Annotated in this window: 24 protein-coding genes; 13 read left to right on the forward strand and 11 right to left on the reverse strand. The window is 60.0% G+C overall.

All coding sequences use genetic code 11. The features are described from left to right. Positions 1-12 precede the first annotated feature (12 nt). From ACR0KX_RS15060 to ACR0KX_RS15070, 3 genes are all read left to right on the forward strand, one after another. A complete protein-coding gene (locus ACR0KX_RS15060; RefSeq protein ID WP_170522384.1) occupies positions 13-1,041 on the forward strand; it encodes an SIS domain-containing protein in 1,029 nt (342 codons plus the stop codon). Next, positions 1,038-2,177, forward strand: a complete 1,140-nt coding sequence (gene nagA / locus ACR0KX_RS15065) for an N-acetylglucosamine-6-phosphate deacetylase (RefSeq protein ID WP_480708554.1) — start codon at positions 1,038-1,040, stop codon at positions 2,175-2,177. The genes ACR0KX_RS15060 and nagA overlap by 4 nt, the downstream gene beginning before the upstream one ends. A 148-nt stretch (positions 2,178-2,325) precedes the next feature. Then, a complete protein-coding gene (locus tag ACR0KX_RS15070; RefSeq protein ID WP_170455499.1) occupies positions 2,326-2,748 on the forward strand; it encodes a tellurite resistance TerB family protein in 423 nt (140 codons plus the stop codon). A 5-nt stretch (positions 2,749-2,753) separates the two neighbouring features. Here the strand turns inward: ACR0KX_RS15070 and dacB are convergent, their stop codons facing one another. The 3 genes from dacB to ACR0KX_RS15085 all read right to left on the reverse strand — a co-directional run bounded on the left by dacB (position 2,754) and on the right by ACR0KX_RS15085 (position 5,419). Continuing rightward, positions 2,754-4,232 (reverse strand): D-alanyl-D-alanine carboxypeptidase/D-alanyl-D-alanine endopeptidase, encoded by a 1,479-nt coding sequence (dacB, locus tag ACR0KX_RS15075; RefSeq protein WP_170623937.1) that lies wholly within the window; start codon positions 4,230-4,232, stop codon positions 2,754-2,756. 66 nt (positions 4,233-4,298) lie between these two features. After that, positions 4,299-4,919 carry a nicotinate-nucleotide adenylyltransferase gene (locus tag ACR0KX_RS15080; RefSeq protein WP_170455504.1) on the reverse strand — a complete coding sequence of 207 codons (621 nt, stop codon included), beginning with the start codon at positions 4,917-4,919 and terminating at the stop codon, positions 4,299-4,301. A gap of 32 nt (positions 4,920-4,951) precedes the next feature. Beyond that, a complete protein-coding gene (locus ACR0KX_RS15085) occupies positions 4,952-5,419 on the reverse strand; it encodes an MOSC domain-containing protein (RefSeq protein WP_480708555.1) in 468 nt (155 codons plus the stop codon). 103 nt (positions 5,420-5,522) lie between these two features. Here ACR0KX_RS15085 and ACR0KX_RS15090 point away from each other — a divergent pair, with 103 nt between their 5' ends. The 5 genes from ACR0KX_RS15090 (at position 5,523) to ACR0KX_RS15110 (ending at position 10,785) form a co-directional block, all read left to right on the forward strand. Beyond that, positions 5,523-6,905 carry a KAP family P-loop NTPase fold protein gene (locus tag ACR0KX_RS15090; protein ID WP_480708556.1) on the forward strand — a complete coding sequence of 461 codons (1,383 nt, stop codon included), beginning with the start codon at positions 5,523-5,525 and terminating at the stop codon, positions 6,903-6,905. Positions 6,906-6,981: 76 nt separating this feature from the next. After that, a complete protein-coding gene (ettA, locus tag ACR0KX_RS15095; RefSeq protein ID WP_170327107.1) occupies positions 6,982-8,649 on the forward strand; it encodes an energy-dependent translational throttle protein EttA in 1,668 nt (555 codons plus the stop codon). A 67-nt stretch (positions 8,650-8,716) separates the two neighbouring features. Beyond that, the gene (locus tag ACR0KX_RS15100) at positions 8,717-9,532 is read left to right on the forward strand and encodes a DUF3800 domain-containing protein (protein WP_170623941.1); all 816 of its coding nucleotides are present in this window, start codon (positions 8,717-8,719) and stop codon (positions 9,530-9,532) included. Between the two features lie 327 nt (positions 9,533-9,859). Continuing rightward, the gene (locus ACR0KX_RS15105) at positions 9,860-10,066 is read left to right on the forward strand and encodes a cold-shock protein (RefSeq protein ID WP_170378838.1); all 207 of its coding nucleotides are present in this window, start codon (positions 9,860-9,862) and stop codon (positions 10,064-10,066) included. A 164-nt stretch (positions 10,067-10,230) separates the two neighbouring features. Further along, positions 10,231-10,785 carry a L,D-transpeptidase gene (locus tag ACR0KX_RS15110; RefSeq protein WP_170455512.1) on the forward strand — a complete coding sequence of 185 codons (555 nt, stop codon included), beginning with the start codon at positions 10,231-10,233 and terminating at the stop codon, positions 10,783-10,785. 8 nt (positions 10,786-10,793) lie between these two features. On the opposite strand, the gene ACR0KX_RS15115 is transcribed toward ACR0KX_RS15110, so the two are convergent. Both ACR0KX_RS15115 and ACR0KX_RS15120 read right to left on the reverse strand, forming a co-directional pair. Beyond that, a complete protein-coding gene (locus ACR0KX_RS15115) occupies positions 10,794-11,408 on the reverse strand; it encodes an SOS response-associated peptidase (RefSeq protein ID WP_170623943.1) in 615 nt (204 codons plus the stop codon). 3 nt (positions 11,409-11,411) lie between these two features. After that, on the reverse strand, positions 11,412-12,092 hold the full coding sequence (locus tag ACR0KX_RS15120; RefSeq protein ID WP_170455516.1) for an arylesterase: 681 nt from the start codon (positions 12,090-12,092) through the stop codon (positions 11,412-11,414). Positions 12,093-12,104: 12 nt separating this feature from the next. Here ACR0KX_RS15120 and ACR0KX_RS15125 point away from each other — a divergent pair, with 12 nt between their 5' ends. Both ACR0KX_RS15125 and ACR0KX_RS15130 read left to right on the forward strand, forming a co-directional pair. After that, the gene (locus ACR0KX_RS15125; RefSeq protein WP_480708557.1) at positions 12,105-12,800 is read left to right on the forward strand and encodes an ABC transporter ATP-binding protein; all 696 of its coding nucleotides are present in this window, start codon (positions 12,105-12,107) and stop codon (positions 12,798-12,800) included. Then, positions 12,797-15,325: an ABC transporter permease gene (locus ACR0KX_RS15130; RefSeq protein WP_480708558.1), complete on the forward strand. Its 2,529-nt coding sequence runs from the start codon at positions 12,797-12,799 to the stop codon at positions 15,323-15,325. The genes ACR0KX_RS15125 and ACR0KX_RS15130 overlap by 4 nt, the downstream gene beginning before the upstream one ends. Positions 15,326-15,327: 2 nt before the next feature. Here ACR0KX_RS15130 and ACR0KX_RS15135 read toward each other — a convergent pair whose 3' ends face one another. Then, the gene (locus ACR0KX_RS15135) at positions 15,328-15,774 is read right to left on the reverse strand and encodes an Rrf2 family transcriptional regulator (RefSeq protein WP_170522357.1); all 447 of its coding nucleotides are present in this window, start codon (positions 15,772-15,774) and stop codon (positions 15,328-15,330) included. Between the two features lie 93 nt (positions 15,775-15,867). Here ACR0KX_RS15135 and ACR0KX_RS15140 point away from each other — a divergent pair, with 93 nt between their 5' ends. Then, positions 15,868-16,479, forward strand: coding sequence for a gamma-glutamylcyclotransferase family protein (locus ACR0KX_RS15140; protein ID WP_480708559.1), 612 nt, complete (start codon positions 15,868-15,870; stop codon positions 16,477-16,479). A gap of 14 nt (positions 16,480-16,493) precedes the next feature. Here the strand turns inward: ACR0KX_RS15140 and gltX are convergent, their stop codons facing one another. Next, positions 16,494-17,819, reverse strand: a complete 1,326-nt coding sequence (gene gltX / locus ACR0KX_RS15145; RefSeq protein ID WP_480708560.1) for a glutamate--tRNA ligase — start codon at positions 17,817-17,819, stop codon at positions 16,494-16,496. A 216-nt stretch (positions 17,820-18,035) separates the two neighbouring features. Between gltX and ACR0KX_RS15150 the strand changes: the two genes are divergently transcribed. Next, positions 18,036-18,968 carry an MBL fold metallo-hydrolase gene (locus tag ACR0KX_RS15150; protein WP_170455528.1) on the forward strand — a complete coding sequence of 311 codons (933 nt, stop codon included), beginning with the start codon at positions 18,036-18,038 and terminating at the stop codon, positions 18,966-18,968. A 4-nt stretch (positions 18,969-18,972) separates the two neighbouring features. Here the strand turns inward: ACR0KX_RS15150 and ACR0KX_RS15155 are convergent, their stop codons facing one another. The 3 genes from ACR0KX_RS15155 to ACR0KX_RS15165 form a co-directional block, all read right to left on the reverse strand. Further along, positions 18,973-20,304: an NAD(P)/FAD-dependent oxidoreductase gene (locus ACR0KX_RS15155; RefSeq protein ID WP_170623950.1), complete on the reverse strand. Its 1,332-nt coding sequence runs from the start codon at positions 20,302-20,304 to the stop codon at positions 18,973-18,975. Positions 20,305-20,456: 152 nt separating this feature from the next. Next, positions 20,457-20,729, reverse strand: coding sequence for a hypothetical protein (locus ACR0KX_RS15160; protein ID WP_170455532.1), 273 nt, complete (start codon positions 20,727-20,729; stop codon positions 20,457-20,459). Positions 20,730-20,999: 270 nt separating this feature from the next. Continuing rightward, a complete protein-coding gene (locus tag ACR0KX_RS15165; RefSeq protein WP_480708561.1) occupies positions 21,000-22,658 on the reverse strand; it encodes an NAD+ synthase in 1,659 nt (552 codons plus the stop codon). A gap of 153 nt (positions 22,659-22,811) precedes the next feature. Here ACR0KX_RS15165 and ACR0KX_RS15170 point away from each other — a divergent pair, with 153 nt between their 5' ends. Further along, positions 22,812-24,293, forward strand: a complete 1,482-nt coding sequence (locus ACR0KX_RS15170) for an MORN repeat-containing protein (RefSeq protein ID WP_170623954.1) — start codon at positions 22,812-22,814, stop codon at positions 24,291-24,293. A gap of 4 nt (positions 24,294-24,297) precedes the next feature. On the opposite strand, the gene ACR0KX_RS15175 is transcribed toward ACR0KX_RS15170, so the two are convergent. Next, positions 24,298-24,963 carry an SDR family NAD(P)-dependent oxidoreductase gene (locus tag ACR0KX_RS15175; protein WP_170522345.1) on the reverse strand — a complete coding sequence of 222 codons (666 nt, stop codon included), beginning with the start codon at positions 24,961-24,963 and terminating at the stop codon, positions 24,298-24,300. Positions 24,964-24,979: the final 16 nt, after the last annotated feature.

Genomic DNA, 24,979 nt, shown 5'->3' on the forward strand with positions numbered 1-24,979 from the left:
AGGCCGATCTGAATGCCACATCAAACCACGCAGATGCGCCGCGAGATTCTGGAAATCCCCGGCGCTGTCGACAGGCTTCTGACCCAGGGCGGTGACGCGATCACGCAAGCCGCCGATACAGCGCGGCAGATCGACCCGCGCTATTTGCTGTCCGTGGCGCGGGGGTCTTCGGATCACGCCTGCACTTATCTGAAATACGCCAGCGAGTTGATCCTGAAACGCCCCATGGCATCGGTCGGCCCATCCGTCAGTTCGATCTACGATGTCGCGTTGCAGGCCGAAGGTGCCCTGTGCATCTCGATCTCGCAATCCGGGCAAAGCCCCGACATCGCGCGCATGACCGAAGTGCTGGGCAAGACCGGCGGATTTACGGTTGCGATCACCAATGACTCGACGTCCCGGCTGGCCGGAATTGCCGACACCACGCTGCCGATCCATGCAGGCCCCGAGCTGAGCGTCGCGGCAACAAAAACCTTCGTCACATCACTGGTCGCGGGGCTGTGGCTGATTGCCGAAATCAAAAAGGACGCCGCACTGATCGCAGCGATCAAGACCCTGCCGGAAAGGCTGGAGGCGGCGACCCAATGCGACTGGTCCGCTGCGGCAGAGGCCGTCGACGGCCGGTCGCTGTTTACGCTGGGCCGGGGGCCAAGCTGGGCGATCTCGAACGAGGCCGCGCTGAAGTTCAAGGAGACCTGCCTGATCCACGCCGAAAGCTACTCGTCTGCCGAGGTTCTGCACGGCCCGGTCTCGATCGTCGAGCAGGATTTTCCCGTGATCGCCTTCGCTGCCGCAGACGCCGCTGAAGATAGCGTCGCGCAGACGGCGGACGCAATGGCCGCCAAGGGCGCGCGCGTTTTTGCCCTGTCCGACAAGGTCAACACGGCGACGCGTCTGCCTTATGTGCGAACCGATCACTGGCTGACCGACCCGATTGCAGCCATCGTTTCGTTCTACGGGATGGTTGAAACCGTGGCGGTAAACCGTGGGATCAACCCCGACACGCCGCGGCATCTGAACAAGGTGACGGAAACGGTATGACACAGGATGTGGTGACATTCCGGAACGGGCTTTGTTTTGACGGGTCAAAGCTGTGGCAGAACCACGCGTTGCGGGTCGTCGATGGGCACGTGGCAGAGTTCGGACCGGATACGGACATCTCTAACGCGGGACGTGTCGTTGACCTTGGCGGCGATATTCTGAGCCCCGGTTATGTCGATCTGCAGGTCAATGGCGGCGATGGGCTGTTGTTCAATGACGATCCCTCGGTAGACACGCTGCGCCGAATGGCTCGCACCCATCGTCGTTTGGGGGTCACCTCGCTGCTGCCGACACTGATTACGGATACCGCCGATAAAACTCAGGCTGCCATAGATGCAGCCATCCAAGCCGTTCGCGCGGGTATTCCCGGCATTGCCGGTTTGCATCTGGAAGGGCCGCATTTGTCGGTTGCCCGAAAAGGCGCGCATGACGCCAGCTTGATCCGACCGATGGAGCAGCACGATCTTGATGCCTTGTTGTCTGCCGCCGCCCAATTGCCGTGTCTCAAAGTCACAATCGCCCCGGAATCCGTGTCCGAACAGCAGGTCAGCACGCTGGCCGAGGCCGGGGTGCTGGTTTCGCTGGGGCACACGGACGCCGGTTTCGACACCTGCATGCGGTACTTTGCGGCTGGTGCGCGTTGTGCGACGCATCTGTTCAACGCCATGAGCCAGCTGGGCAATCGCGAACCGGGGCTGGTCGGCGCGGTTCTGGCCAATGGCGCGGCCTCGTCCGGGTTGATCGCCGATGCCGTTCACGTTCACCCGGAAACGATCCGCGCCGCGTGGGCGGCCAAGCGCGGGCCGGGTCGGCTGTATCTGGTCAGTGACGCCATGGCTGTGGCCGGGACAAGCGAAACTGAGTTCCAACTGAACGGGCGCACGATCCTGCGTCGTGACGGGATCCTCACCTTGTCGGATGGCACTTTGGCAGGCGCTGATCTGGATCTGACCACAGCACTGGGCGTGATGGTCAACAAAGTCGGCATCCCGCCGGAGGACGCCTTGCAGGCTGCAACCTCGGTCCCTGCCGCCTTGATTGGACAGCAATGCGAGGACCTCAAGATCGGTGAGGGCAAGTTGTCGGGTATGATCCGCATCGCCTCGGACTTCTCATCAGTCTCCACGTTCGACTGACAATGACGTGCAAGACCGGGATGACCCATCCCGCTCAGGTCCTTATCAATTCTTATCGGTACTCGATCTGCGACCAAACAAGCTGTTGAACCCGCGCGCACCGGTGCCTATCGTGCGCCTCTGAAGGCCTTCAATCAGGACGTAGCTCATGACCGATCAAACCCCTCATCCCATGTCCCCGCAGGATTGCCTTGTGGCGATCATGGTCGCGGTCTCCGCATCGGACGAAAACATCCGCACGGCTGAGCTGGTCAAGATCCAGGGCGCGGTGAACATGCTGCCGGTCTTTGCCGGGTATGACGCGGACCGCACCCGGCATGTCTCGCAAATCGTGTTCGACCTGTTCGAGCAGGAAGATGGTCTGGACGCCTTGTTCGGCCTGATCCGGGACAACCTGCCCGAGCGTCTGAACGAAACCGCCTATGCGCTGGCCTGCGACGTGGCCGCTGCCGACGGATCACTGGCCGAGACCGAGCTGCGCCTGCTGGAAGAAATCCGGTATGAGCTGAGCATTGACCGCCTGCACGCCGCCGCCATCGAGCGTGGCGCACGCGCCCGTCACGTGGTCTGACGGTTTCAACTGCCGTAAAGCGCGCCCCAGCGCTCAATCAGCGCCCGTTGCAATTTGCGCGACCGCCGGTTCCAGGCGCGCGCGCCCTCGGGGCGTTCGCGAAGGGCACGAGGGATCGTCGCGCGGTGATCGACATCTGCAGTAAAGATCGCAAAGGCCAGCTCCGATCCATCCGCCGTTGTCAGAAAGCCGCCCAGACCTGAAACGAAGTTCAGCGTTCCCGTTTTGGCATCCACTTTGATCGGGTGATCCTTTACGGGCGTGCCAATCTTGTCGGTCAGGGAAAACGGCTTCAACAAAGGGCGCAGCGCCCCGGCCTTGCGCGCCTGAACAAAGGCCGCAACCAAAGCCTCCGGTGCCATGCGCGATGCGTCGCCCAGCCCGGAATGATCCACCATTGCAATCTGATCGACCCCATAGACCTCAAGCGCCCAGCGGTTCATCTCTGCCGCCGATTCCGCAAGGTCCTGCGGCATCACTCCGCGCGCCTTGGTCGCTGCCATTCCCACCATCTCGGCTGTCAGATTGGTCGAGTATTTCAGCATTCCGCGCAGGATACTGTCCAAACGATCGCTTTGATGGACAATGAGGGTGGTGCCTTGCGGCGCCTCGCGCGTGACTTCAACCCGGTCCAGAACGATCCCGTTGGCACGGGCTAGAGTTTTGAACACATCCCCCGCATAAAGTGCAGGTTTTCGCACCGGCAACCAACGGGCACCGCCGTTGCCCAAGGCTCCTTTGGCGACGGACCAGCGGTCCTGCCGCGCACTGGGTTGATAAGTGTAAATCGGCAGGCTGCGCCCTTCGACCCGCATCGACGCCACGTCAACATCCGGGCGATACTTGGCGGTGCGGGCGTCCATTGTGACGTCGTAATTGGTGCCGTCCCGTTTCCATTCAAAGTGAACCCGGTTGAAATTCAGTGAAATACCGCTGATGGCCGGGCTATAGCCCAGATGATCCGGCTGTCCGGGGTCGATGCTGAACACGAAAGGCAGCGCGCCGTCATAAACCTTGAACGCGCCGCGCACCTCGGTAATGCCCGCCTCGCGCAGATTGGCCGCCATCGAGGCCAGATTGTCGGTGTCCAGCAACGGATCACCTCCGCCGGCCAGGATCAGATCCCCCTGCAATATGCCGTTTTCAATTGGCCCAGCCGCGATCAGGCTTGTTTCAAAGCGATGATCGGGTCCAAGCACGTCCAGCGCGTAAAGCGCGGTCAGCGCCTTGCCCACACTGGCGGGCGGCAATCCCATCTCGCCCTGAAACGCCTCAAGCTGCGCACCGGTGCCAACATCGGCCACCGCGAACACGACGTCGCCTTTCAGACCGGCCGCCCGGACAAGACGTTCGGCGCCGGTCAACTGCGGCCCGCGCGCCTGCGGCCGGAGCGAGACCAAAGGGGCCTGCGCCAATCCCGTCGCCGGGATCAGGGACGCCCCGATACCCCCCAGAAAAAACCGTCGTGAAATGCGATCAACCATGGGGCAATTAAAATCCCAGCGATTAAAATCAGACAACCATTGCATGACAATATGCAGGTGATGTGGCTATTCCGGCAACACTCCGTTGCGCCAATCGCCGCGATTGCGCAACTCGGTCGAGCTGACATCGACCATCGGTACATTCACGAAACACCAGGCCGGAGCCTGTGCCCGCCCCAGCAAATGCCGCGCCTGCCCGTCAATCCGGTAGCGGGCATAGAGCCGCGCCGCAGGCGACATCCGGGCACTGATCCGATCCCCCGGACGCGCCACCACACCCACCGGCACGCTGTCCATGATCTGCCGCCAGTCTTTCCAGCGATGAAACTGCGCCAGATTATCGGCCCCCATCAGCCAGACAAATTTGACCTGCGGATATAACCGGCATAGCGCCGCCAGAGTGTCCGCCGTCGCCCGCGTTCCTGTCAGCGCCTCGATATCCGTGATCTCGACATCCGGGTGCTGTATGACCCCCCGCGCGGCCTTGACCCGCTGCGCCAGAGGGGCCGGTCCGCGCTCCTTCAACGGATTGCCCGGAGACACCAGCCACCACACCCGATCCAGCCCAAACGCCTTCATCGCCTCAAGCGTCACATGCACATGGCCCTTGTGCGGCGGATCAAAGGACCCGCCGAACAGCCCGATCACCTGCCCGGGCCGCGCATATGGAATGTCGTATCGCTCCATCCCACGCTGATGTTCAGAACTGGCGGGCGTTGTCAATCAACCGGCTGCACCGCATCACCCAGCTTGACGCGCCCGGGCCGGAGGACTTCCGCACACCAACCACCATGCCCCCGCACGGCAGAATAACCCCCTTTGCCCAGCGCCTCCTCCATCCGGCTGCACGGCGCACAGATCACGGTAAAGCGCAAGATGGCCTCGCCCACCTGCACCTCACGCCCTTTGAGCGCCGCCAGATTGATCCCGGAAACCACCAGATTGCGCCGTAGAATGTCGGGCGAAACCGGCCCCTGCCCGAGATACGAGCCTATCGCCGCCAGATGCTCCTGCTGAATTAGAGTCACCGCCCGCTTGCCTGCGCGACTGCGGTCGCCGTCCAACCCATCGGCAGAGGTCATGGCCTCGTCCACAATAATCACCTCCGACCGCCGCTCAGACCGAAGGCCGATCCATTCAACACGTCCCGACTGTGCCCAACCAGCAATGAGATCTTTCAGGGACATCAAAGGCTCCGAGATTTTCACACCTCCCCTCATCTAGCAGTCTGGCCGTTCCTGCGGCAGCCGCTAATAGTAATGCTGATTGATTTGTGAATTGGAACCAAACATGCGCCTGACCATCCCCGAACCCAAGATCAAGCTATACAAAGATGGGTTTGACGAGCACGACAAACTCTCACGCAAACCCACCGGCGACAAGTTGTCGGAACTGGTCGAGCGCATCGACGACCCACTTGTGATCGCTTTGGACGGAGCATGGGGCTCCGGCAAGTCATTCTTCCTAAAGTGCTGGGTGGGCGAGCATCTGAAGCGAGAAGGAAACACGACCCAAACCGTTTACTTCGACGCGTTCAAACATGACTTTCTGGACGATCCTTTGATTGCGTTGACCGGAGCGATTGCCGAACGGTTCGAAGAAACGAACGACGAAGCGGCTCAAAAGGCTTGGAAGACAGCCAAGCAGGTCGCCCCTGCCCTCGCGCGCGCACTTGTTCGTACCGGCGCGTCCGTCGTGACTGCGGGTCTAGTAACCAAAGCAGACGAATTGGCGGAGGCCGCGATCAAAACCGTTGCCGGTGAGCTTGATGAAGCCGTGACTGATTTCTGGAAATTAGAAAATGGTAAACGCGCGGCAATGGAGGGTTTCAGACGGGCACTGGTCGATCTGACCGAGCCAGATGCCAGCGGAGCGCCAAACCGAAAACTGATCGTTGTGATTGACGAACTGGATCGTTGTCGACCCGACTTTGCACTCTCCGTTCTGGAAACGATCAAACACTTTTTCGACGTGGCAGGCGTCCAGTTCGTTTTGGGCGTAAATCTAGAGGAATTACAGAACTCAGTTCGCGCTCGGTATGGAAGACAGACAAACGCAAATGCCTATCTACAGAAATTCATTCACGTTCAGTTCAAACTGCCATTAGAAACAGGCAAGGCATCAGCAACAACACTTTCAAAGTATTTAGCCCTCGTCGCTGAACATACCAAGAGCAAGAACACTCAAGGTGTCGGTCTACTAAACCTCTACACCAAGCACGGTTCAGCAACTCGCGAATTGACACTTCGCGAAGCGGAAAGGGTGTGTGCTTTGGCTTCCATTGCCGCTCCAATAGACACTGACTGGGGTGGGAAGTACGCGGCATGGTTGGTGCCGGGTCTGCTGCTTATCAAAATCAAAAGGCCGGAGCTCTACACATCATTGAGAGCTGGAAAACTTCCAAAAAACGAAGTGCTCGAACAGTTGGTCTTGGCGCGCGTAGAACTTGATGAACACAGCAAGCCCCGCAATAGCCAGCGACATATGCTAATATTGATATGGCACTATTACTTGGACCCTGCCTTTGGTGACAGACCGGTACTCGGTCAGAGTGAACTTAATTTTGAGAACGACTTTGTTCCTGACGATCTTCGGAACGTACCGCGCACAGAGCTTCTCTCCGCACTCATCAACGATTACCTAGAGGTGTTTCAGCCACTCAACAATCATTGACGGGCATCATTGCCCCCACCCAACGCATCCGCTATCACACCGCCCAACCCAATTTCCCCGACCCAGAGGACGCGACATGGCCGCCTATCAATATGTCTACCACATGCAGGGTGTCTCAAAGACCTATCCCGGTGGCAAGAAGTGCTTTGAAAACATCCACCTGAGTTTTCTGCCCGGCGTGAAAATCGGTGTTGTCGGCGTCAACGGCGCGGGTAAATCGACGCTGATGAAGATCATGGCCGGTCTGGATACCGACTTTACCGGCGAGGCATGGGCAGCCGAGGGCGCCAAGGTCGGCTATCTGCCGCAGGAACCGCAACTGGACGAAAGCCTGTCGGTCCGCGAAAACGTCATGCTGGGCGTGGCCGCTAAAAAGGCCAAGGTCGACCGGTTCAACGAAATCGCCATGGAGATCGCCGAGAATTACTCGGACGAGTTGATGGAGGAAATGACCACCCTGCAGGACGCTATCGACGCCGAAAACCTGTGGGACCTCGACAGCCAGATCGACGTCTCGATGGAGGCGCTGCGCTGCCCGCCGGACGATGCCAACATCGCCAACCTCTCGGGGGGTGAGAAACGCCGCGTGGCGCTGTGCAAGCTGCTGCTGGAAGCGCCCGACATGCTGCTGCTCGACGAACCGACCAACCACCTGGACGCCGAGACCATCGCCTGGCTGCAACAGCACCTGATCGATTACAAAGGCACCATCCTGATCGTCACCCACGACCGCTATTTCCTGGATGACATCACCGGCTGGATTCTGGAACTCGACCGTGGCCGGGGTATTCCTTACGAGGGCAACTATTCCGCATGGCTGGAACAAAAAGCCAAACGGCTGGAACAGGAAGCGCGCGAGGACAAGTCCAAGCAGAAGACCCTGCAGCGCGAGTTGGAATGGATGCGTCAGGGCCAGAAGGCCCGTCAGGCCAAATCCAAGGCCCGGATCAACGCCTATAACGAGCTGGCCGAACAGTCCGAACGCGAAAAGCTGACCCGCGCCCAGATCGTCATCCCCAACGGCCAGCGCCTTGGCGGCAAGGTGATCGAGGTCGAGGGCCTGTCGAAACACATGGGCGACAAGCAACTGATCGAAGGGCTGGACTTCGCCCTGCCCCCCGGCGGCATTGTCGGTGTAATCGGCCCCAACGGCGCGGGTAAATCGACCCTGTTCAAGATGCTCACCGGTCAGGAACAGCCCGACAGCGGCACCATTACGCTGGGCGACACGGTCGAGCTGTCCTATGTCGACCAGTCCCGCGACGACCTGAAAGACAACGACACCGTGTGGGAGGCGATCACCGGCGGCGCCGAGATCATCCAACTGGGCGACGCGCAGGTCAATTCCCGCGCCTATTGCTCGTCCTTCAACTTCAAGGGCGGCGACCAGCAGAAAAAGGTCTCGCTGCTGTCAGGCGGTGAGCGCAACCGCGTCCACATGGCCCGCCTGCTGAAAGAGGGCGGCAACGTGCTGTTGCTGGATGAGCCGACCAACGACCTCGACGTCGAAACCCTGCGCGCGCTAGAAGACGCGCTGGTCGATTTCGCAGGCTGCGCCGTGGTCATCTCACACGACCGCTTCTTCCTCGACCGGATTTGTACGCATATTCTGGCGTTTGAGGGTGATGCACATGTGGAATGGTTCGAGGGCAACTTCGAGGATTACGAAGAGGACAAAAAGCGCCGTCTGGGACCGGATGCGCTGGAGCCCAAGCGGTTGAAGCATAAGAAGTTTGCGCGATAGTTCACCTATTAGTTGTGTGCCGAGCAAATGTCTGGCACACAATTTGCAGCATTGCTTGTAGGAATTTTTGGAGGCTACTCTGACTGAGTACTTCGTTTACATTGACGAAGCGGGGGACGAAGGTTTCGGGAAGCTACGAAACTCCAATTCTGGCGGTCAGTCATCTTGGCTTCTCTTAGGTGGAATTGTTGTTTCCAAAGAAAATGATCGTTTTCTGCCACAATGGCGGAACGAAATCATGGATCAGTTTCCCCAGAAAAGACGCAGAGACCTCCATTTTCACAAACTCAAACATGAACAAAAAGTGCTGGCCTCCCGCACCTTGGCCGGAAAACCATTCGGAGCTTGTGTTGTCGCCTCTTACAAACCAACCTTGCTCCAACTTGATGATCAAAAGTTAGCAGTCTACAAAAGAAAAGGACATCTATACAATTATTTAGTTAGATTTCTGCTTGAGAGGGTCACTGCTGCATGTGCTCAAAAAAGCAAGCTTACAGGTACAGCATGTAAAGTGCATGTTACTTTCTCGAAGCGGGGCGGCACTGACTACGAGGTAATGCGTGACTACCTGTTTTTAATGCGTGACGGTCGTGAAGTCATGCGCCCGGTCCGCTCGATTGATTGGTCAGTTTTGAATCCTGAAGACGTTAAAGTTGAAGACCACTCAAACCGTGCAGGCTTACAAATTGCTGATGTGGCAACCAGCGCTGTGTATAGTGCGCTTGAACCAAATCTCTATGGTGACACCGAGCCACGATATGCCAACTACTTGCGGCCCAGATTTATCAAACAAAATAAGCGAATACTGAACTGCGGGGTTACCTTAGTGCCGCGTCGCTGCACCATCCCACCGCAGTCAGAAGTATTTGTTCAAAGTTTGTAAAGTGCGGGCCCCTGGATCCTGTATCACGTCGCTCAGGACGCTGCCGCCGTTTGGCAACTCGGATTGCTCCCAGCGCTTGCCCGCAACTGAGATATAACCTTAAAAGGTGAAAAATCAACTTATAAGTGGAGGTTCATTCGTTAGTTTGATGCTAAACGGAACCAAATTCCACCCTTGCCACATGCCCACCCCAATGCCATATGCAAAGGGCTTACGTTTTTCTATTTCGACCTACTGTCTCCTTCCACGGCGCTCAGTCATTCGATCCAGACTACGACGCCAGGCTGCCGCATCCACGTGGGCAGCACCAATCAGGAGACAACGGATATGCCCGCAGGCACCGTAAAATGGTTCAACACCACCAAAGGCTACGGCTTTATCGCACCCGAAGATGGCGGCAAAGACATCTTCGTTCACATCTCGGCTGTCGAGCGTTCGGGCCTGACAGGTCTGGCCGACAACCAGAAAGTCACATACGAGCTGCGCTCGGGTCGTGACGGTCGCGAAAGCGCCGACAATATCGAGCTGGCCTAAGCCAGTCACAGGGTGAGGCGCAATCCTCACCCTTTTTTACTTACGGCGCAGCGCGCAAGCGGAACACATCACGTTTCCGTTATATTTGCCCTAGAAATGACCAGATTTGCTATCATCCTGACAGTATAGTCATGATTGCATTGGTCATTTGAAGAGGCTCACCCATGTTCACACGCCGTGTGTTTCTTGCCGGAACGGCTGCCAGCCTGCTGCCGGGTATCGCCAGCGCCAAGAAGGCGGTCGAGTATGATCCAACGCCGCAATTTGTGCGGATCAAGAAGCAATTCGTCCCCGGTCAATTGCTGGTCGTGCCCCGATCCTTCTACCTCTATTACGTGACCGAACCGCGCAAGGCGATCCGTTACGGTTGCGGTGTCGGCAAGGCGGGGCTGGAGTTCACGGGCACCGCGACCATCGACGTCAAGAAGGAATGGCCCACGTGGCGGCCCACCGATGAGATGATCGAACGCGATCCGGTGGCTTATGCCAAGTTCAAGGACAACGACTATGTGCAACCGGGCGGAGGGGACAATCCTCTGGGCGCCCGTGCGCTGTATCTTTTCCAGAACGGGGTCGATACGTATTTTCGCATTCATGGGACGACACAGCCGCAGACCATCGGACGGGCGGCCTCGAACGGCTGCATTCGGATGCTGAACGAACATGTGGTCGATCTGTATAACCGGGTTCCGATTGGAACGGTGGTAACCGTGGTCTGACCGGCTGGTTAGGGCGCGGACCAGTCTACGCCCTTTGCTTCTTCGATATGCAACAGCCCGTCTGGCCACGGGCGCGTTAACTGCTTGGCCTGATCTTCCGAGACAGTCAGCCATAAATCAATGCCTGCGCGATCCAGCAGCACGCCCATCCGGTGGTGGATAGGTTTCACGTCGCCATTCGGTTCACAAGTGACGGCAGCAAACTGATCGACCTGCAACCCGCCCGGGGCCTGCCAGGTGTCGGTAATCGCCGCGAAGAACAGTGGCGCGCCGTCAGCCGACAAGATACGCCATGCTGTCTTGCGACGCTTCTCTCCGGTCCATTCGTACCACCCATCCACCGGGATAACTGCGCGGCCAACGCCCTCAAACGCGGTCTTGTCGAAGACGGTCTCAGAACGGGCATTGATGATGGTCTCCATCACCGGGCGCCCTCGGGCGTTGACCCGACCGACCGGAATCATGCCCCAGCGCATCGGCACCAGCCCGGTTTGCGTCAGCACCAGCATCTCTTGACCAGGCTGGATGTTGCTGCGGGGCGGTTGTTCGGGGACATCCGCCGAAACACCAAGCAAATCGGCGATTTCGGCGATAGGTCGCGTCAGAAAGAACCGTCCCGGCATGAGCTACCCTTGTTCTGCGACCTCGTTGGCCAGTTGCAGCACTTTTGGCCCCAAAGCCTCGACAATAAGGGCGACGCCCTTGGCGTTGGGATGAATGCCATCGGGCTGCATGAACGCGCCAACAGCATTCGGATCGTCAACCGCCGTCAGCCCTTCAAAGAAGCTGTCTGCGTAAAGCGTCTGATACTGCTGCGCCAAATCGGGATAGATGCTGTCGAAGCTCTGCTTGTAGTCCGGGCCATAATTGCCGGGGGCTTGCATGCCCACCAGTAACACCTCAACCTCCCCCGCTTGCGCGGTGGTCAGGATCTTCTCGAGGTTTGATCGAGACACATCCGGGTCGATCCCGCGCAGCAGATCATTGCCGCCCAGCGCGACGATCATCCCATCCACCTCGGGCGTCAGGGTCCAGTCCACTCGCGCAGCACCACCGGCCGTGGTATCGCCCGAAACACCCGCATTGATCAACCGGACATCCGCGCCTTGCGCCTGCAGCCACCGTTCCAGTTGCGAAACAAACCCGTCCTCTTCAACCAGCCCATAGCCTTGCGTCAGCGAGTCCCCCAATGCGGCGATAATCACAGGTTCGGCTGTGGCCGCAAAACCGCAGCTTGCAAAAAGGCCTGCGATCAAAGTCTTGCGCAAAGTCGTATCCGCTCCATATCCCACAAGTGTTGCCTCCATTTGGAAAGACCTATGACTCAGCCTGTTCTTTCGCTCCAAAATGCCGCTTTGTCGCTGGATGGCAATGCCGGGCGTGTGGATATTCTGCATGGCATCACGCTGTCGGTAAAGCAGGGTGAGACCTTGGGGCTGGTTGGGCCATCCGGGTCGGGCAAGTCATCCCTTCTGATGCTGATGGGTGGGCTGGAACAGGCGACCGGAGGCTCCGTCACGGCCTTGGGGCAGGACCTGACCGGGATGGACGAGGATCATCTGGCGCGGTTCCGGCGCGATACGATGGGTGTGGTGTTTCAGAACTTCCACTTGATCCCGACCATGACTGCGCTGGAAAACGTAGCCACGCCACTGGAACTGGCCGGTCACAAGGATGCCTTTGCCCGGGCCGAGGCCGAGTTGGATTCGGTTGGCCTGTCGCATCGGCGCGACCACTATCCGGCGCAGTTGTCGGGCGGTGAGCAGCAACGCGTGGCACTGGCCCGGGCCTCGGCCCCGCGCCCGCAGATCCTGCTGGCGGATGAACCCACGGGAAATCTGGATGAGGCAAACGGTGCCGCCATTGTCGATCTGCTGTTTGGCTTGCGCGACAGACACGGCGCAACGCTGGTTCTGGTGACGCACAGCCATACGCTGGCCGACCGATGCGACCGCGTTGTCCGCCTGCGCGACGGGCGCATTGCCGAGGATGCGCGGAAAGAGGCTGCAGAATGAGCCTGCGACTGGCCGGGCGGCTGGCGCGGCGGGAACTGCGCGGAGGTCTGCGCGGATTTCGCATCTTTCTGGCCTGTCTGGCCCTTGGCGTCGCGGCCATCGCCGCTGTTGGATCGGTCCGATACGCCATCCAGATCGGGCTGACACAGGAAGGCGCGGCGCTGCTGGGCGGCGACGCCGAACTGGAATTCACCTACAGGTTTGCCACAGCAGAAGAACGTGCATGGATGGAAAACACCGCCGAGGCGGTCTCGGAGGTTGTCGATTTCCGTTCGCTCGCGGTTGCCCCGCTTGATACGGGCGCCGAACGCGCGTTGACGCAGGTGAAAGCCGTTGATGCCGCCTATCCCTTGCTGGGCGAGGTCGGGCTGAACCCTGACATGCCCTTGCCTGACGCCCTAGACGGTCAAAACGGTCTGCCGGGCGCGGTGATGGAGCAGGTCCTGATGGACCGGCTTGGCCTTTCGGTGGGCGATGTTTTTGCGCTGGGAACGCAGGATTTCGTTCTGATGGCTGCCTTGATCGCCGAGCCTGACGGGGCCGCAGACGGGTTTGGCCTTGGCCCCAGAACGCTGGTTCGCACCGCAGACCTTGGCGCATCTGGCTTGTTGGAACCCGGCACTTTGTTTTCGACCAAGTACCGGCTGAACCTTCCGGAAACCGCCGATCTTGAGGTAACCGCAACCGAAGCCGCCCGGACCTTTGAAGGTACCGGAATGCGCTGGACGGATGCCCGAAACGGAGCGCCCGGCATTGCCGAATTCGTCGGGCGGCTCAGCGCCTTTCTGGTTCTGGTGGGCCTGTCTGGCTTGGCCGTGGGCGGCATCGGCGTGTCCGCCGCGGTTCGGGCGTACCTGTCGCAGAAAACGGAAACCATCGCCACGCTGCGCACATTGGGCGCGGATCGGGCGACCGTGTTTCAGACCTATATGATCCAGATCGGGCTGTTGTCCGGGATCGGCATTGCCATCGGATTGGCCTTGGGTGGATTGGCCCCCGTCCTGTTGGCTCCTATCATCGAAAGCCAATTGCCCGTCCCGGCGGTGTTTTCGATCTATCCCCAACCCCTGGCCGAGGCTGCGCTGTATGGCTTGCTGACAGCGTTTCTGTTCACCCTCTGGCCGCTGGCCCGAACCGAGGAGGTGCGTGCCGCCACCTTGTTTCGCGACGCCCTGACCTCGGCCCGGCAGATACCCCGGTTGATTTACGTTCTGGCAACCGGGCTGGGTCTGGCCATTCTGATCGCAGCGGCGGCGTGGTTCAGCGGCTCGGCGCGGCTGACGCTTTGGACCAGCGGCGGGTTGGTCGGGGCGCTGTTCCTTTTATCACTGGCCGCTTTCGCAATTCGCTGGCTGGCCCGCAAGGGCGTTCCGTGGTCGCGCGGCCACCCGCCACTGCGATGGGCGCTGGCCGCCATCTCGGACCCACGCGAAGGCGCGGGGTCTGTGGTTCTGTCCCTTGGTCTGGGCCTTTCTGTGCTTGCCGCCGTGGGCCAGATCGATGGCACATTGCGCAATGCCATCTCGGGCAATCTGCCGGACGTTGCGCCCTCGTATTTCTTTGTCGACATCCAGAAGGATCAAATGCCCGGTTTTACCGAGCGTCTGGAAACCGACCCCACTGTCAGTCGCCTTGAAAGCGCACCGATGCTGCGAGGGATCATCACCCGGATCAACGGTCAGCCCGCCCGCGAGGTTGCAGGCAGCCACTGGGTTCTGGAAGGCGACCGGGGCATCACCTACTCTGCCCTCCCGCCCGAGAATGCGCGCATCACGGCGGGCGAATGGTGGGCTGAGGGCTATGCAGGTGACCCCCAGATCAGCTTTGCCGCCGAAGAGGCCGAAGAAATGGGCCTGTCCCTGGGCGATACGCTGACCGTGAACATTCTGGGCCGCGACATCACCGCGGCGATCACATCCTTTCGCGAGGTTGATTTTTCGACCGCCGGCATCGGCTTCATCATGTCGATGAACCCGTCGGCGCTGGCCGGCGCACCGCATAGTTTCATCGCCACCGTCTATGCCGAAGAACAGGCCGAGGCCGCCATCCTGCGCGATCTGGCTGGTCAGTTCCCCAATATAACCGCTATTCGAGTGCGCGATGCCATAGACCGTGTCTCGGGCCTGTTGGCGGGGCTGGCCTCGGCAACGTCCTACGGAGCCGGGGTGTCGCTGCTGACCGGGTTTCTGGTGCTGATCGGCGCAGCCGCAGCCGGAGAACCGGCCCGCCGGTACGAGGCTGCGATCCTGAAAACAATCGGGGCCGACCGTCGCCGCATTCTGCTCAGCTTCACCCTGCGTGCGATGTTGCTGGGGGCCGCGGCAGGCTGCGTCGCCCTGCTGGTCGGTATCTTGGGCGGCTGGGCTGTGGCGACCTATATCTTCGACACCGGGTTCGCGGTGATCTGGCCCTCGGCACTGGGCATCGTGATCACAGGGGTCATCGTCACCCTTGGCGCAGGGCTGATCTTTGCGCTGCGCCCCTTATCCGTCCGACCCGCCCGCATTCTGCGCGCCAGCGACTGAGTTTAACGCATACACGCGACCGGCTGCAGGATTTTCAGCAGCGGATCATTATCGCAGACCAGCGCATCCAGCGTGATGTCGTCGAGCGATGCGTAAAACACCTCGGCGGCGTCCTGCAAGGCCACCCGCAAGCGGCAGGCGTCGGTCAGCGGACAGGTATTGTCGGCATCCGCAAAACACTCGGCAATCGGCAGCGATCCTTCCACATGCCGGAATACGGCACCAATGCGGATCTGATCCGCCGGGCGCGCCAGAGACATGCCACCATTCCGGCCGCGCTGCGTGCTCAGATAGTCCAACTGACCCAGTTGATTGATCACCTGCGCCAGATGGTTTTCCGAGATGTTGCACACTTCGGCGATCTCGGATTTCGTCACCAGCCGGTCTGGGTGCGCCGCGCAATACATCAGCAGGCGCACAGCAATATTCGTTCGTTTGGTAATCCGCATATGGGCCTCCCTCACATAATGATGCAGACTTATTGCATGTCCGGGAAAAAAGCGGTTTGACATACATCAATCGATCGAAAGGCGCGTTCGCAGATGGCAGACCCCTATTTCTTTGGCTATGGCAGCCTTGTGAACCTGGCCACCCATGATTTTCCCGACCCACGACCGGCAAAACTGAAGGGCTGGCGGCGGGCCTGGAAACACACCGATCTGCGTCCGGTCGCCTTTCTGACGGCGGTTCCGGACCCCGAGTCCGAGATCGAAGGCATGATCGCGCATGTTCCCAAGAACGACTGGGCCGCGCTGGATGAAAGGGAATGGGCCTATGACCGGATACCCGTGACACAATCGGCCACACATCCGCTGACCCATGACGTTGAAATCGCGGTCTATGCCGTCCCGCAAACCCGGCATAATGCACCGACCGGCCACCATCCTTTACTGCTCAGCTACATTGACGTTGTGGTGCAAGGGTACCTGCGCATTTTCGGACCAGACGGGGTGGACCGGTTCTTTGCCACGACCGATGGCTGGGACGCACCTGTGTTGAATGACCGGGCCGAACCGAGGTATCCGCGCCACCAACAACTCAAACCGGACGAGACTGCCTTTGTGGATGACCGCCTGCAGCGCGCGGCGGTGAAGATCATCCAACCACAACAACAAAAAGAGGCAGACGAACTGCCTGCCTCTTTCAAGTTCTAAATTGTCAGCGGCATTCAGCCCCGCGCGCGGATCACCTGCAGCAAGGGCAGCAGTGCCGCCATTTCAGGCCCGCGCTCCATCCCCGTCAGCGCCTTGCGCAGCGGCATGAACAGGCCCTTGCCTTTGCGGCCCGTCGCCTCTTTTACCGCTTTGGTCCAGGTGCCCCAGGTCTCACCATCAAACGGGCCTTCGGGCAGCAATGCCATGGCGTCCGAGATGAACACCCGGTCTTCATCCGCTATCAGAGGTTCCGCCCCATCCCGGCACAGCTCCCACCAGCCTTTCAGATCGGACAGAGTGGTGATGTTTTCACGCGCCATGGCCCAGAACGGCTCGGCCAGTTCGGCAGGAACGCCTGCATCGGCCACAGCATCAGCAACTTCCGCCAGCGGCAGCGATTGCAAGTGTTTCGCGGTCAGCGGGAACAGGTCCTGCACGTCAAACTTGGTCGGCGCAGCCCCAAAGCGGTTCACATCAAACCCATCGATCAGTTCCGCCATGTCCGAGCGCAGCTCGACCGGATCAGACGACCCCAGCCGCGCCATCAGGCTCAGCAGCGCCATAGGCTGCACGCCCTGCTCGCGCAGATCGCGCAGGGCCAGCGTGCCCAGACGTTTCGACAGCGCCTCACCCTGCGGGCCGGTCAGCAGCGAATGATGCGCGAAACGCGGACAAGTTCCGCCCAGCGCCTCGATGATCTGAATTTGCGTCGCCGTGTTGGTCACATGGTCCGAACCGCGTACCACGTCGGTCACGCCCATCTCGGTATCGTCGACCACAGACGCAATCGTATAAAGAACCTGACCGTCGCCACGGATCAGCACCGGGTCCGAAACGGACGCCGCATCAATGGAAATGTCGCCCAGAATGCCATCGGTCCATTCGATCCGCTCATGATCCAGCTTGAACCGCCAGACGCCGTTGCCCCGCTCGGCCCGCAGCGCCTCTTTTTCAGTGTCCGACAGGTTCAGCGCGGCGCGGTCATAGACCGGCGGCTTGCCCATGTTCAGTTGCTTCTTGCGCTTCAGATCCAGCTCGGTCGGCGTCTCGAACGCCTCGTAAAACCGGCCCATCTCGCGCAGCTTGTCGGCGGCTTCGGCATAGCGGTCCAGACGGTCCGACTGACGCTCGACCTTGTCCCAATGCAGCCCCAGCCATTCCAGATCCTGCTTGATCGCGTCGACATATTCTTCCTTCGACCGCTCGGGGTCTGTGTCGTCGATGCGCAGGATGAACGTACCGCCTGCCTTGCGGGCGATCAGATAGTTCATCAGGGCGGTGCGCAGGTTGCCCACATGGATGTAACCGGTGGGCGACGGGGCGAAACGGGTGGTTGTCATGGGTGTCTCCTGTTGGCGCGGCTCTTGTCACAAAGGCGCGATTTTGTCCAGCAGGGGTTTCGGATCGTTCGCACCATACCCAGCTTCAAGATCGCGGGGCGAAAACCATGGAACACGTAATGTTCATCCAATTGCGCGCCAAACCGGGCTATACACTGGCGCACGACCCGCAACGAACTAACTTATTATCTGGCGTTCTGACAGGGAGACGAAGACATGGCCATCAACTTAACACGCAGAGCGGCCCTGGGCGCCGCCGCAGCCCTTCCATTTGCATCCGCAACAACCCCGCTTTTGGCAGCCGGGGCCGAGACCAAGGCGAACTCGACCATTGCAAGATCGTTCCAGTTGGGCGACTTCACCGTCACAACGCTGCTGGACGGCAGTCTGCCGCGCGATGGTGCGCAAGAGATCTTTGGCGGCGGTGCATCAGACGAAGACTTTGCACGCGTCTCGGCGGAAAACTTCATTTCGCCCGACGTTGCGCAGTTCTTCTTTACGCCGACGCTGGTGAATACGGGGGCCGAGCTGGTTCTGTTCGACACCGGGCTTGGTCAGGGCGGCATTCAGGCGGCCCTTGCAGATGCCGGGGTGACACCGGATCAGATCGACGTCGTTGTCATCACCCATATGCATCCCGACCACATTGGCGGTATGACCACCAATGACGCTGAGACATTCCCCAATGCGCGCTATGTCACCGCCGCGCAGGAATATGATTTCTGGTCCGCGCAGGAGGCTGGCAACCGGGTCGGTGATCTGGTCGCGGCAAAAGTCACACCTTTGGCCGAGAAAATGACGTTCATCGAAGATGGCGGCGACGTTGTCTCTGGTGTGACGGCAATGGCGACGTTCGGCCATACGCCTGGCCATATGGTTTATCACCTGGAAAGCAATGGCCAGCGGCTGATCCTGACGGCAGACCTTGCCAATCACTATGTCTGGTCCTTCGCGCACCCCGAATGGGAGGTTCGTTTTGACATGGACAAGGCTGCAGCCACTGACTCCCGCCGCAAAATCCTGGGTCTGCTGGCCGCCGACAAGGTGCCGATGATCGGCTATCACATGCCGTTCCCGGCTGCCGGGTATGTCGAGACCCGCGGCGAAGGGTTCCGTTTTGTCCCGGTCAGCTATCAGATGATGGGCTGACGCCTCAATACCCGGGGTCCGGCCGCACCCTTGAGCCATCCGTGAAACGCGACAGGCGGAAGGCGGCCGGATCCACACAGGGCGTGGACTGCATCACCAGATCGGCCATCAGGCGACCTGCACCGGGCCCGATACCGAAGCCATGGCCCGAAAACCCGGTGGCGATGAACATGCCGGGGATATCCTCAACGCCCGAGATCACCGGGATCGCGTCGGGCGTCACATCGATCAGCCCGGCCCAGCTTTGCACCACTTCGGCCTGCTGTAGCGCCGGAAAGGCCTTTATCGCGTTGGCCCAGGATGTGCGCAGGGTCTTCGGCGATGGTTCGGGGTCCAGAACGCGGCAATGCTCGAACGGGGTCACGTCGGTAGGCACCCACGACCGGTCCTGCGCCACCTCGGCCTTCCAACGACCAGAGAGCCGAAAGCGCAGGGATTTCCATTCCTGAAAAAACGCAGGCAGGAATTGCCATGCAAGGCGAAAGCTGTCGGGTACGATGTCATAGGTGTTTTGATGGGCCGAGGCGATGGAATACCCTCCATCCGCGCGTTTTCGGATTGCAAAGTCATCGGACCACAGCGCTGTGTCCGGCCCATCCTCGACAGGTGAGCTTCGCAGGACGGTGTTCAGCACTTTCAGCTGCGGCAGATCAATGCCTGCATTGCCCGCAAACAAGCGCGACCACGCGCCGCCTGCCAGCACCACCCTGTCGCAGGCCACGCGCCCGCGTTCCGTGAACACGCCGGCAACGCGTCCGCCCTGCACGTCAAGGCTGCGCACGGCGCAATTGGTCATGATCGCCGCCCCCCGGTCGCGGGCCCCTTCGGCAATCGCAGGTGCCGCAAGCTGAGGCTCGGCGCGCCCGTCCTGCGGCATGTGCAGCGCGCAATCGAGTGTGCCGGTATAGCCGGGCAACATTTCCGCCAGTTCAGACGCTGGCACAATCCGCGCCCCGGTTTGCAATCCGTCCAAATGGCGCAACCAGCATTGCAGATTGCCGGCCTCCCGCGCCCCTGATGCACCGAACAGGATGCCCGATTGCACGTATCCGGTTTGCCGTCCAAGACGATTGTCCAGGTTTTGCCAGATCCGGGTGGCTTCCTGCATCAACGGAATTTCGCGCGGGTCGCGCATCCCCAGACGCACCCAACCCCAATTGCGCGAACTTTGTTCCCCCGCGATCTGCCCCTTTTCACACAACAGGACGGACACGCCCCGTTCGGCCAGTTCCAGCGCGGTTGAAACGCCAATGATACCGCCGCCGATCACGACGGTGTTTACGGATTTTGGCAGGGAAAGATCGGATTCAAATGGGGTCGGTTTGGGACCGGGCATTTACCGCTCATACTCAATTTATCAGAGTACAAGGATGCTGAACTTGCCGGTCCTGACAACAGGTTTTCAGCACAGCCCTATCAAATGTGCGGACGTGTGGCAGCCGCGCCAAAGCATGCGCCCGGCAGGTCACTTCAGGTTCTGACTCAGAGTTAGGCGGCGCCGGACAGTTCAGCCCATTTCTGACGCAGTGACGCAGACAATCCGGCCTCTTTTGCGTCGGCCTGCGCCGAAACCTCTTTTTGCGATTTCAGATCGGGAAACTCCAGCCGCTGCGATGGTTCGGCCTTGTCTTCCGCTGCTTGTTCGCCAAGCAGGTCAGCAATGGCCGCGTCCAGCTTTTCTTCATCCAGTTCCTGCGCCGGAGATTCCATCGTTCTGTACTGCCACGGCGCGTGCAGAGACTTATCGTATTCCTCGTACATGTTAACACCACACTATTAACTCAGACATCCAACCCCGGATGCGCCGCACGAGACAAAAATCACTTGTCGAAAAACTGCGAACTCAACAGCAATGCGTCACATCCGCCCCACATTGGGCAACTTCCAAGCATAAATGTGGCAGAAAAATGTCAGCCGAACAAGGTTAAGAACCCCTTTGGGGCCATGATTTCAGCATCAATGATCTCGATGTGGAAACATTACAAGGTCATGGTGCGGAACTGTTTTTAGAAACAGGGCCGCGTATCGGCCTCAGCCCCGATCCCGCCAGCGATTCACGATGGGATAGCGTCTGTCCAGCCAGAACGCACGGCTGGTCAGACGGGTGCCGGGGGCAGACTGGAACCGCTTGTATTCGCTGATATAGACCAGATGCTCGACCTTGCGGGCGTCCTGTTCGTCATAACCGGCGGCGACGCAATCGGCGATGGAGCCGTCCTGATCCACCAGAATGTTCAGAATACCGTCCAGCACCGGATAATCCGGCAGGCTGTCGCTGTCTTTCTGATCCTCACGCAGCTCCGCGCTTGGGGGTTTGTCGATGACCGAGGGGCGAACGACCTCACCCTCCGGGCCCATCATCCACGCACGGTGATTGGCATTGCGCCAGCGACAGGTCTCGAACACGCGGGTCTTGTAGAGGTCCTTGATCGGGTTGTAGCCGCCGTTCATGTCCCCGTAGATCGTGGCATAGCCCACCGCCACCTCGGATTTGTTGCCCGTGGTCAGCAACATCTCGCCAAATTTGTTCGAGATCGCCATCAGCAGCACACCGCGCAGGCGGGACTGGATGTTCTCTTCGGTCAGGTCCGCGTCGCGCCCTTCAAACAGCGGGGCCAGCGTATCCGTTACCGCAGCCCGGCTGTCCGAAATCGGAACAAAGTCGTAATGCACGCCCAGCGCCTTGGCGACCGCCTCGGCATCGTCCAGCGAGGCCTGGCTGGTGTATTCCGACGGCAGCATCACGCAGCGCACATTCTCTGCCCCGATAGCATCCACAGCAATGGCCGCAACCAGAGCGGAATCTACACCGCCCGACAGACCCAGCAACGCCTTTTTGAAACCGGTCTTCCCCATATAATCGCGTAAGGATTCCACCATGGCGCGGTAATCCTGTTCCCACGCATCGGGTTGAGGCACAATCTCGGCGGGGATGATCCGCCAGCCGTCATCGCCCCGCTCAAGGTCCACATGGGTGACGGTTTCGTCAAAAACCGGCATGCGGAAGGCCAGCTCTCCGCCCGGGTTCAGGCCGAACGTGGCACCGTCGAACACCTGATCATCCTGCCCGCCTACCATATTCAGGTAGATCAGCGGCAGGCCGGTCTCGACTACGCGCGCGACCATATGGTTCAGACGCACATCGTATTTGTCCCGGAAATAGGGCGAGCCATTGGGGATCAGCAGAAACTCGGCCCCGGTTTCTTCCAGCGTTTCGGCAACATCCGGGTGCCAGCTATCCTCGCAGATCGGGCTGCCGATGCGCGAGTTCCCGACCGAATACGGCCCGCCCAGAGGGCCGGAATCATACAGGCGCACCTCGTCAAAAACCGTCTCGTTCGGCAGATGGTGTTTCAGCACTTTGCTGGTGATCCGCCCGCCCTTGAGGATCAGATAGGCGTTGAACAGGCTGTCATTCTCGGCCCAAGGTCCACCAATCGCCACAGCCGGGCCATCCGCGCATTGCGCGGCCAGTTCTTCGACCGCCGCCATTGCCGCACGATGAAAGACCGACTTCAGGATCAGGTCCTGCGTGTTGTACCCGGTGATGAACATCTCGGGAAAGGCCACAAGATCGGCCCCGGCCTCGCGGGCTTGCTCCCACACGGCCAAGGCTTTGGCTGCGTTGCCCTCGATATCGCCCACGGTGGGGTTAAGCTGTGCCAGAGTGATGCGGAAACGGTCGGCCATGCTGCCCTCTTGCCCTCGTCAGTCCTACTGCATTTAGCAGATCGTTGCGCGAGTGAAAGACCAATGCCGCAAAAGCCGTTGCTCTGACCTGTGCGGTCCCTTATTTTTGCGCCAACCAAAGCGAAAACGATCATCGGGCAGGCAGGACGATACATGAAGCTGATCCGCAACTCTTTCACGGTCGGGATTCTGTCCCTGACGATGACAGCCGCATTTGCCCAGGACGGGACGGTGATCACCAAGGATGACGAGGTCGGCGGCGTCTATGAGGGCACGTTCGAAAACGGGCTGCGCCATGGCACCGGAACCTACCGCCTGCCCAACGGGTTTGAATATACTGGCGAATGGGTCGAAGGCGTCATTCAGGGCCAGGGCACGGCGCGTTTTGCCGACGGATCGGTTTATGTCGGGCAATTCGCCGAAGGCAAACCCGAGGGTCAGGGCAAGATCAGCTATGCCGATGGCGGTTCCTACGAAGGCGAATGGCAAGGTGGCGGCATCAACGGCACCGGTGTCGCGGAATACGCCAGCGGCGTGCGTTACGAGGGTGAGTTTAAGGACTCGCGCCACCATGGCACGGGCAAGCGCACGGACCCCAGCGGCTATGTCTACGACGGCGATTGGGTTGATGGCCAAATGCAGGGCAAGGCCAGGATCACCTACCCGGACGGGTCGGTTTACGACGGCGACGTGCAGCAGGGCCAACGCCATGGGCAGGGTCTTTGGATCCAGTCGGACGGTCTGGAATATGACGGCCAGTGGGTCGAGAACCTGATGACCGGCACCGGGCGAATGACGCTGGCCAATGGCGATGTCTACGAAGGCGAAGTTGCGAAAGGCCGCCGTCAAGGCAAGGGCAAAGAAACCTACGCCAATGGCAGCGCCTACGAGGGCGATTATGAAGACGACCGCCGACATGGCAAGGGCACCTTCGTTGGCACCGATGGCTACCGCTATTCCGGTGACTGGTCGCAAGGCCAGATCGAAGGGTTTGGCGAGATCACCTATCCCGACGGCTCGGCCTATATCGGCGAGCTCAGCTCAGACCTGCCGCATGGCAAGGGACAAAGCACCTATGCCGACGGTACCGTCTATGACGGCGACTGGATTGCCGGGGTTTTTGAGGGGCGTGGCACGGCGACCTATCCCAATGGCACGGTCTATTCAGGCCAGTTCCGCAACGCCCTGAGCCATGGCACCGGCACGGTCACCTTTGCCAATGGGTATCGCTATGAAGGCGAATGGATTGACGGTGTGCGGCAAGGCAAAGGAAAATCAACCTTTGCCGACGGCACGGTGTACGAGGGCGATTTCATCGATGGCGCACGCCATGGAAAGGGAACGATCACGGCCCCCAGCGGCTTTACCTACACCGGCGAATGGTTTGACGGCAAAATAACCGGTGTAGGCGTGGCAACCTATGCTTCGGGCGATGTGTATGAGGGCGGCTTTTTCGAAAACAAACGTCAGGGACAGGGCACCATGCGCTATGCCAACGGGCAAGAGCAATCGGGCCTCTGGGAAAACGACGCCCTGTCGTCAGAAGATGCGGCACCCACCGAGGGCACACCAGACGCAGAGCCGGATGCGCCAAGCGCCGGGGAACCGGAAACCGAGGCCCCCGCAGAGAACTGACCTGCTACCAGGGCACCCGCTTCCCGGCCCAGTCGAAGAACCCGCCCGTGTCATCTTGGGTCAGTGCCCCCATTACATGCAGCAGGTTTTCGGCAGCCTCCTCCGGCGCGACAGCGGGATGTCGGCCCAGATATTTCCGCGTGAACTCGGTTTTGACCGTTCCGGGATGCAAGGCGACGCAAATCGCCTGTTTGTGCGTCCGGGCCAACTCGATAGACGCCGTGTGAACCACCTGATTAACCGCAGCCTTGGCCGCGCGATAGCTGACCCATCCGCCCATTCGATTGTCGCCAATTGATCCGACCCGCGCTGACAAAACCGCAATCACGGATCGTCTGTCGCGTGGCAGCAACCGATGCGCCCGGCCAAGGATCAGCGCCGGACCGACCGTATTCAGAGCATACTGATCCATCATGGCCCGCGACGTCACAGCGCGCATGGTTTTCTCGGGCTGCGCGCCATTGATCTCCAATGCGCCTGAGGCGACCAGAACCAGATCGAACGGCCCTTGCAAGTCATCCAGACGCGCCAACGCCACCTCGGGCCGGGTCAGATCGAACCCGTCTTGCGACCGGGACAGGCCGGTCACCGCCACGCGCTGTGCCGCAAGCCGGTCGCAGATCGCGCCACCGATCCCCCCGGATGCACCAATGATCAAAGCTGTCTTCATACCGCCCCACCTAGCG

The organism is Ruegeria sp. BG5, assembly GCF_056538425.1.

Coding starts and splice junctions, on each gene's coding strand:
- ACR0KX_RS15060 (WP_170522384.1), top strand. CDS start 13: ATGCCACATCAAACCACGCAGATGCGCCGCGAGATTCTGGAAATCCCC.
- nagA (WP_480708554.1), top strand. CDS start 1,038: ATGACACAGGATGTGGTGACATTCCGGAACGGGCTTTGTTTTGACGGG.
- ACR0KX_RS15070 (WP_170455499.1), top strand. CDS start 2,326: ATGACCGATCAAACCCCTCATCCCATGTCCCCGCAGGATTGCCTTGTG.
- dacB (WP_170623937.1), bottom strand. CDS start 4,232: ATGGTTGATCGCATTTCACGACGGTTTTTTCTGGGGGGTATCGGGGCG.
- ACR0KX_RS15080 (WP_170455504.1), bottom strand. CDS start 4,919: ATGGAGCGATACGACATTCCATATGCGCGGCCCGGGCAGGTGATCGGG.
- ACR0KX_RS15085 (WP_480708555.1), bottom strand. CDS start 5,419: ATGTCCCTGAAAGATCTCATTGCTGGTTGGGCACAGTCGGGACGTGTT.
- ACR0KX_RS15090 (WP_480708556.1), top strand. CDS start 5,523: ATGCGCCTGACCATCCCCGAACCCAAGATCAAGCTATACAAAGATGGG.
- ettA (WP_170327107.1), top strand. CDS start 6,982: ATGGCCGCCTATCAATATGTCTACCACATGCAGGGTGTCTCAAAGACC.
- ACR0KX_RS15105 (WP_170378838.1), top strand. CDS start 9,860: ATGCCCGCAGGCACCGTAAAATGGTTCAACACCACCAAAGGCTACGGC.
- ACR0KX_RS15110 (WP_170455512.1), top strand. CDS start 10,231: ATGTTCACACGCCGTGTGTTTCTTGCCGGAACGGCTGCCAGCCTGCTG.
- ACR0KX_RS15115 (WP_170623943.1), bottom strand. CDS start 11,408: ATGCCGGGACGGTTCTTTCTGACGCGACCTATCGCCGAAATCGCCGAT.
- ACR0KX_RS15120 (WP_170455516.1), bottom strand. CDS start 12,092: ATGGAGGCAACACTTGTGGGATATGGAGCGGATACGACTTTGCGCAAG.
- ACR0KX_RS15125 (WP_480708557.1), top strand. CDS start 12,105: ATGACTCAGCCTGTTCTTTCGCTCCAAAATGCCGCTTTGTCGCTGGAT.
- ACR0KX_RS15130 (WP_480708558.1), top strand. CDS start 12,797: ATGAGCCTGCGACTGGCCGGGCGGCTGGCGCGGCGGGAACTGCGCGGA.
- ACR0KX_RS15135 (WP_170522357.1), bottom strand. CDS start 15,774: ATGCGGATTACCAAACGAACGAATATTGCTGTGCGCCTGCTGATGTAT.
- ACR0KX_RS15140 (WP_480708559.1), top strand. CDS start 15,868: ATGGCAGACCCCTATTTCTTTGGCTATGGCAGCCTTGTGAACCTGGCC.
- gltX (WP_480708560.1), bottom strand. CDS start 17,819: ATGACAACCACCCGTTTCGCCCCGTCGCCCACCGGTTACATCCATGTG.
- ACR0KX_RS15150 (WP_170455528.1), top strand. CDS start 18,036: ATGGCCATCAACTTAACACGCAGAGCGGCCCTGGGCGCCGCCGCAGCC.
- ACR0KX_RS15155 (WP_170623950.1), bottom strand. CDS start 20,304: ATGCCCGGTCCCAAACCGACCCCATTTGAATCCGATCTTTCCCTGCCA.
- ACR0KX_RS15160 (WP_170455532.1), bottom strand. CDS start 20,729: ATGTACGAGGAATACGATAAGTCTCTGCACGCGCCGTGGCAGTACAGA.
- ACR0KX_RS15165 (WP_480708561.1), bottom strand. CDS start 22,658: ATGGCCGACCGTTTCCGCATCACTCTGGCACAGCTTAACCCCACCGTG.
- ACR0KX_RS15170 (WP_170623954.1), top strand. CDS start 22,812: ATGAAGCTGATCCGCAACTCTTTCACGGTCGGGATTCTGTCCCTGACG.
- ACR0KX_RS15175 (WP_170522345.1), bottom strand. CDS start 24,963: ATGAAGACAGCTTTGATCATTGGTGCATCCGGGGGGATCGGTGGCGCG.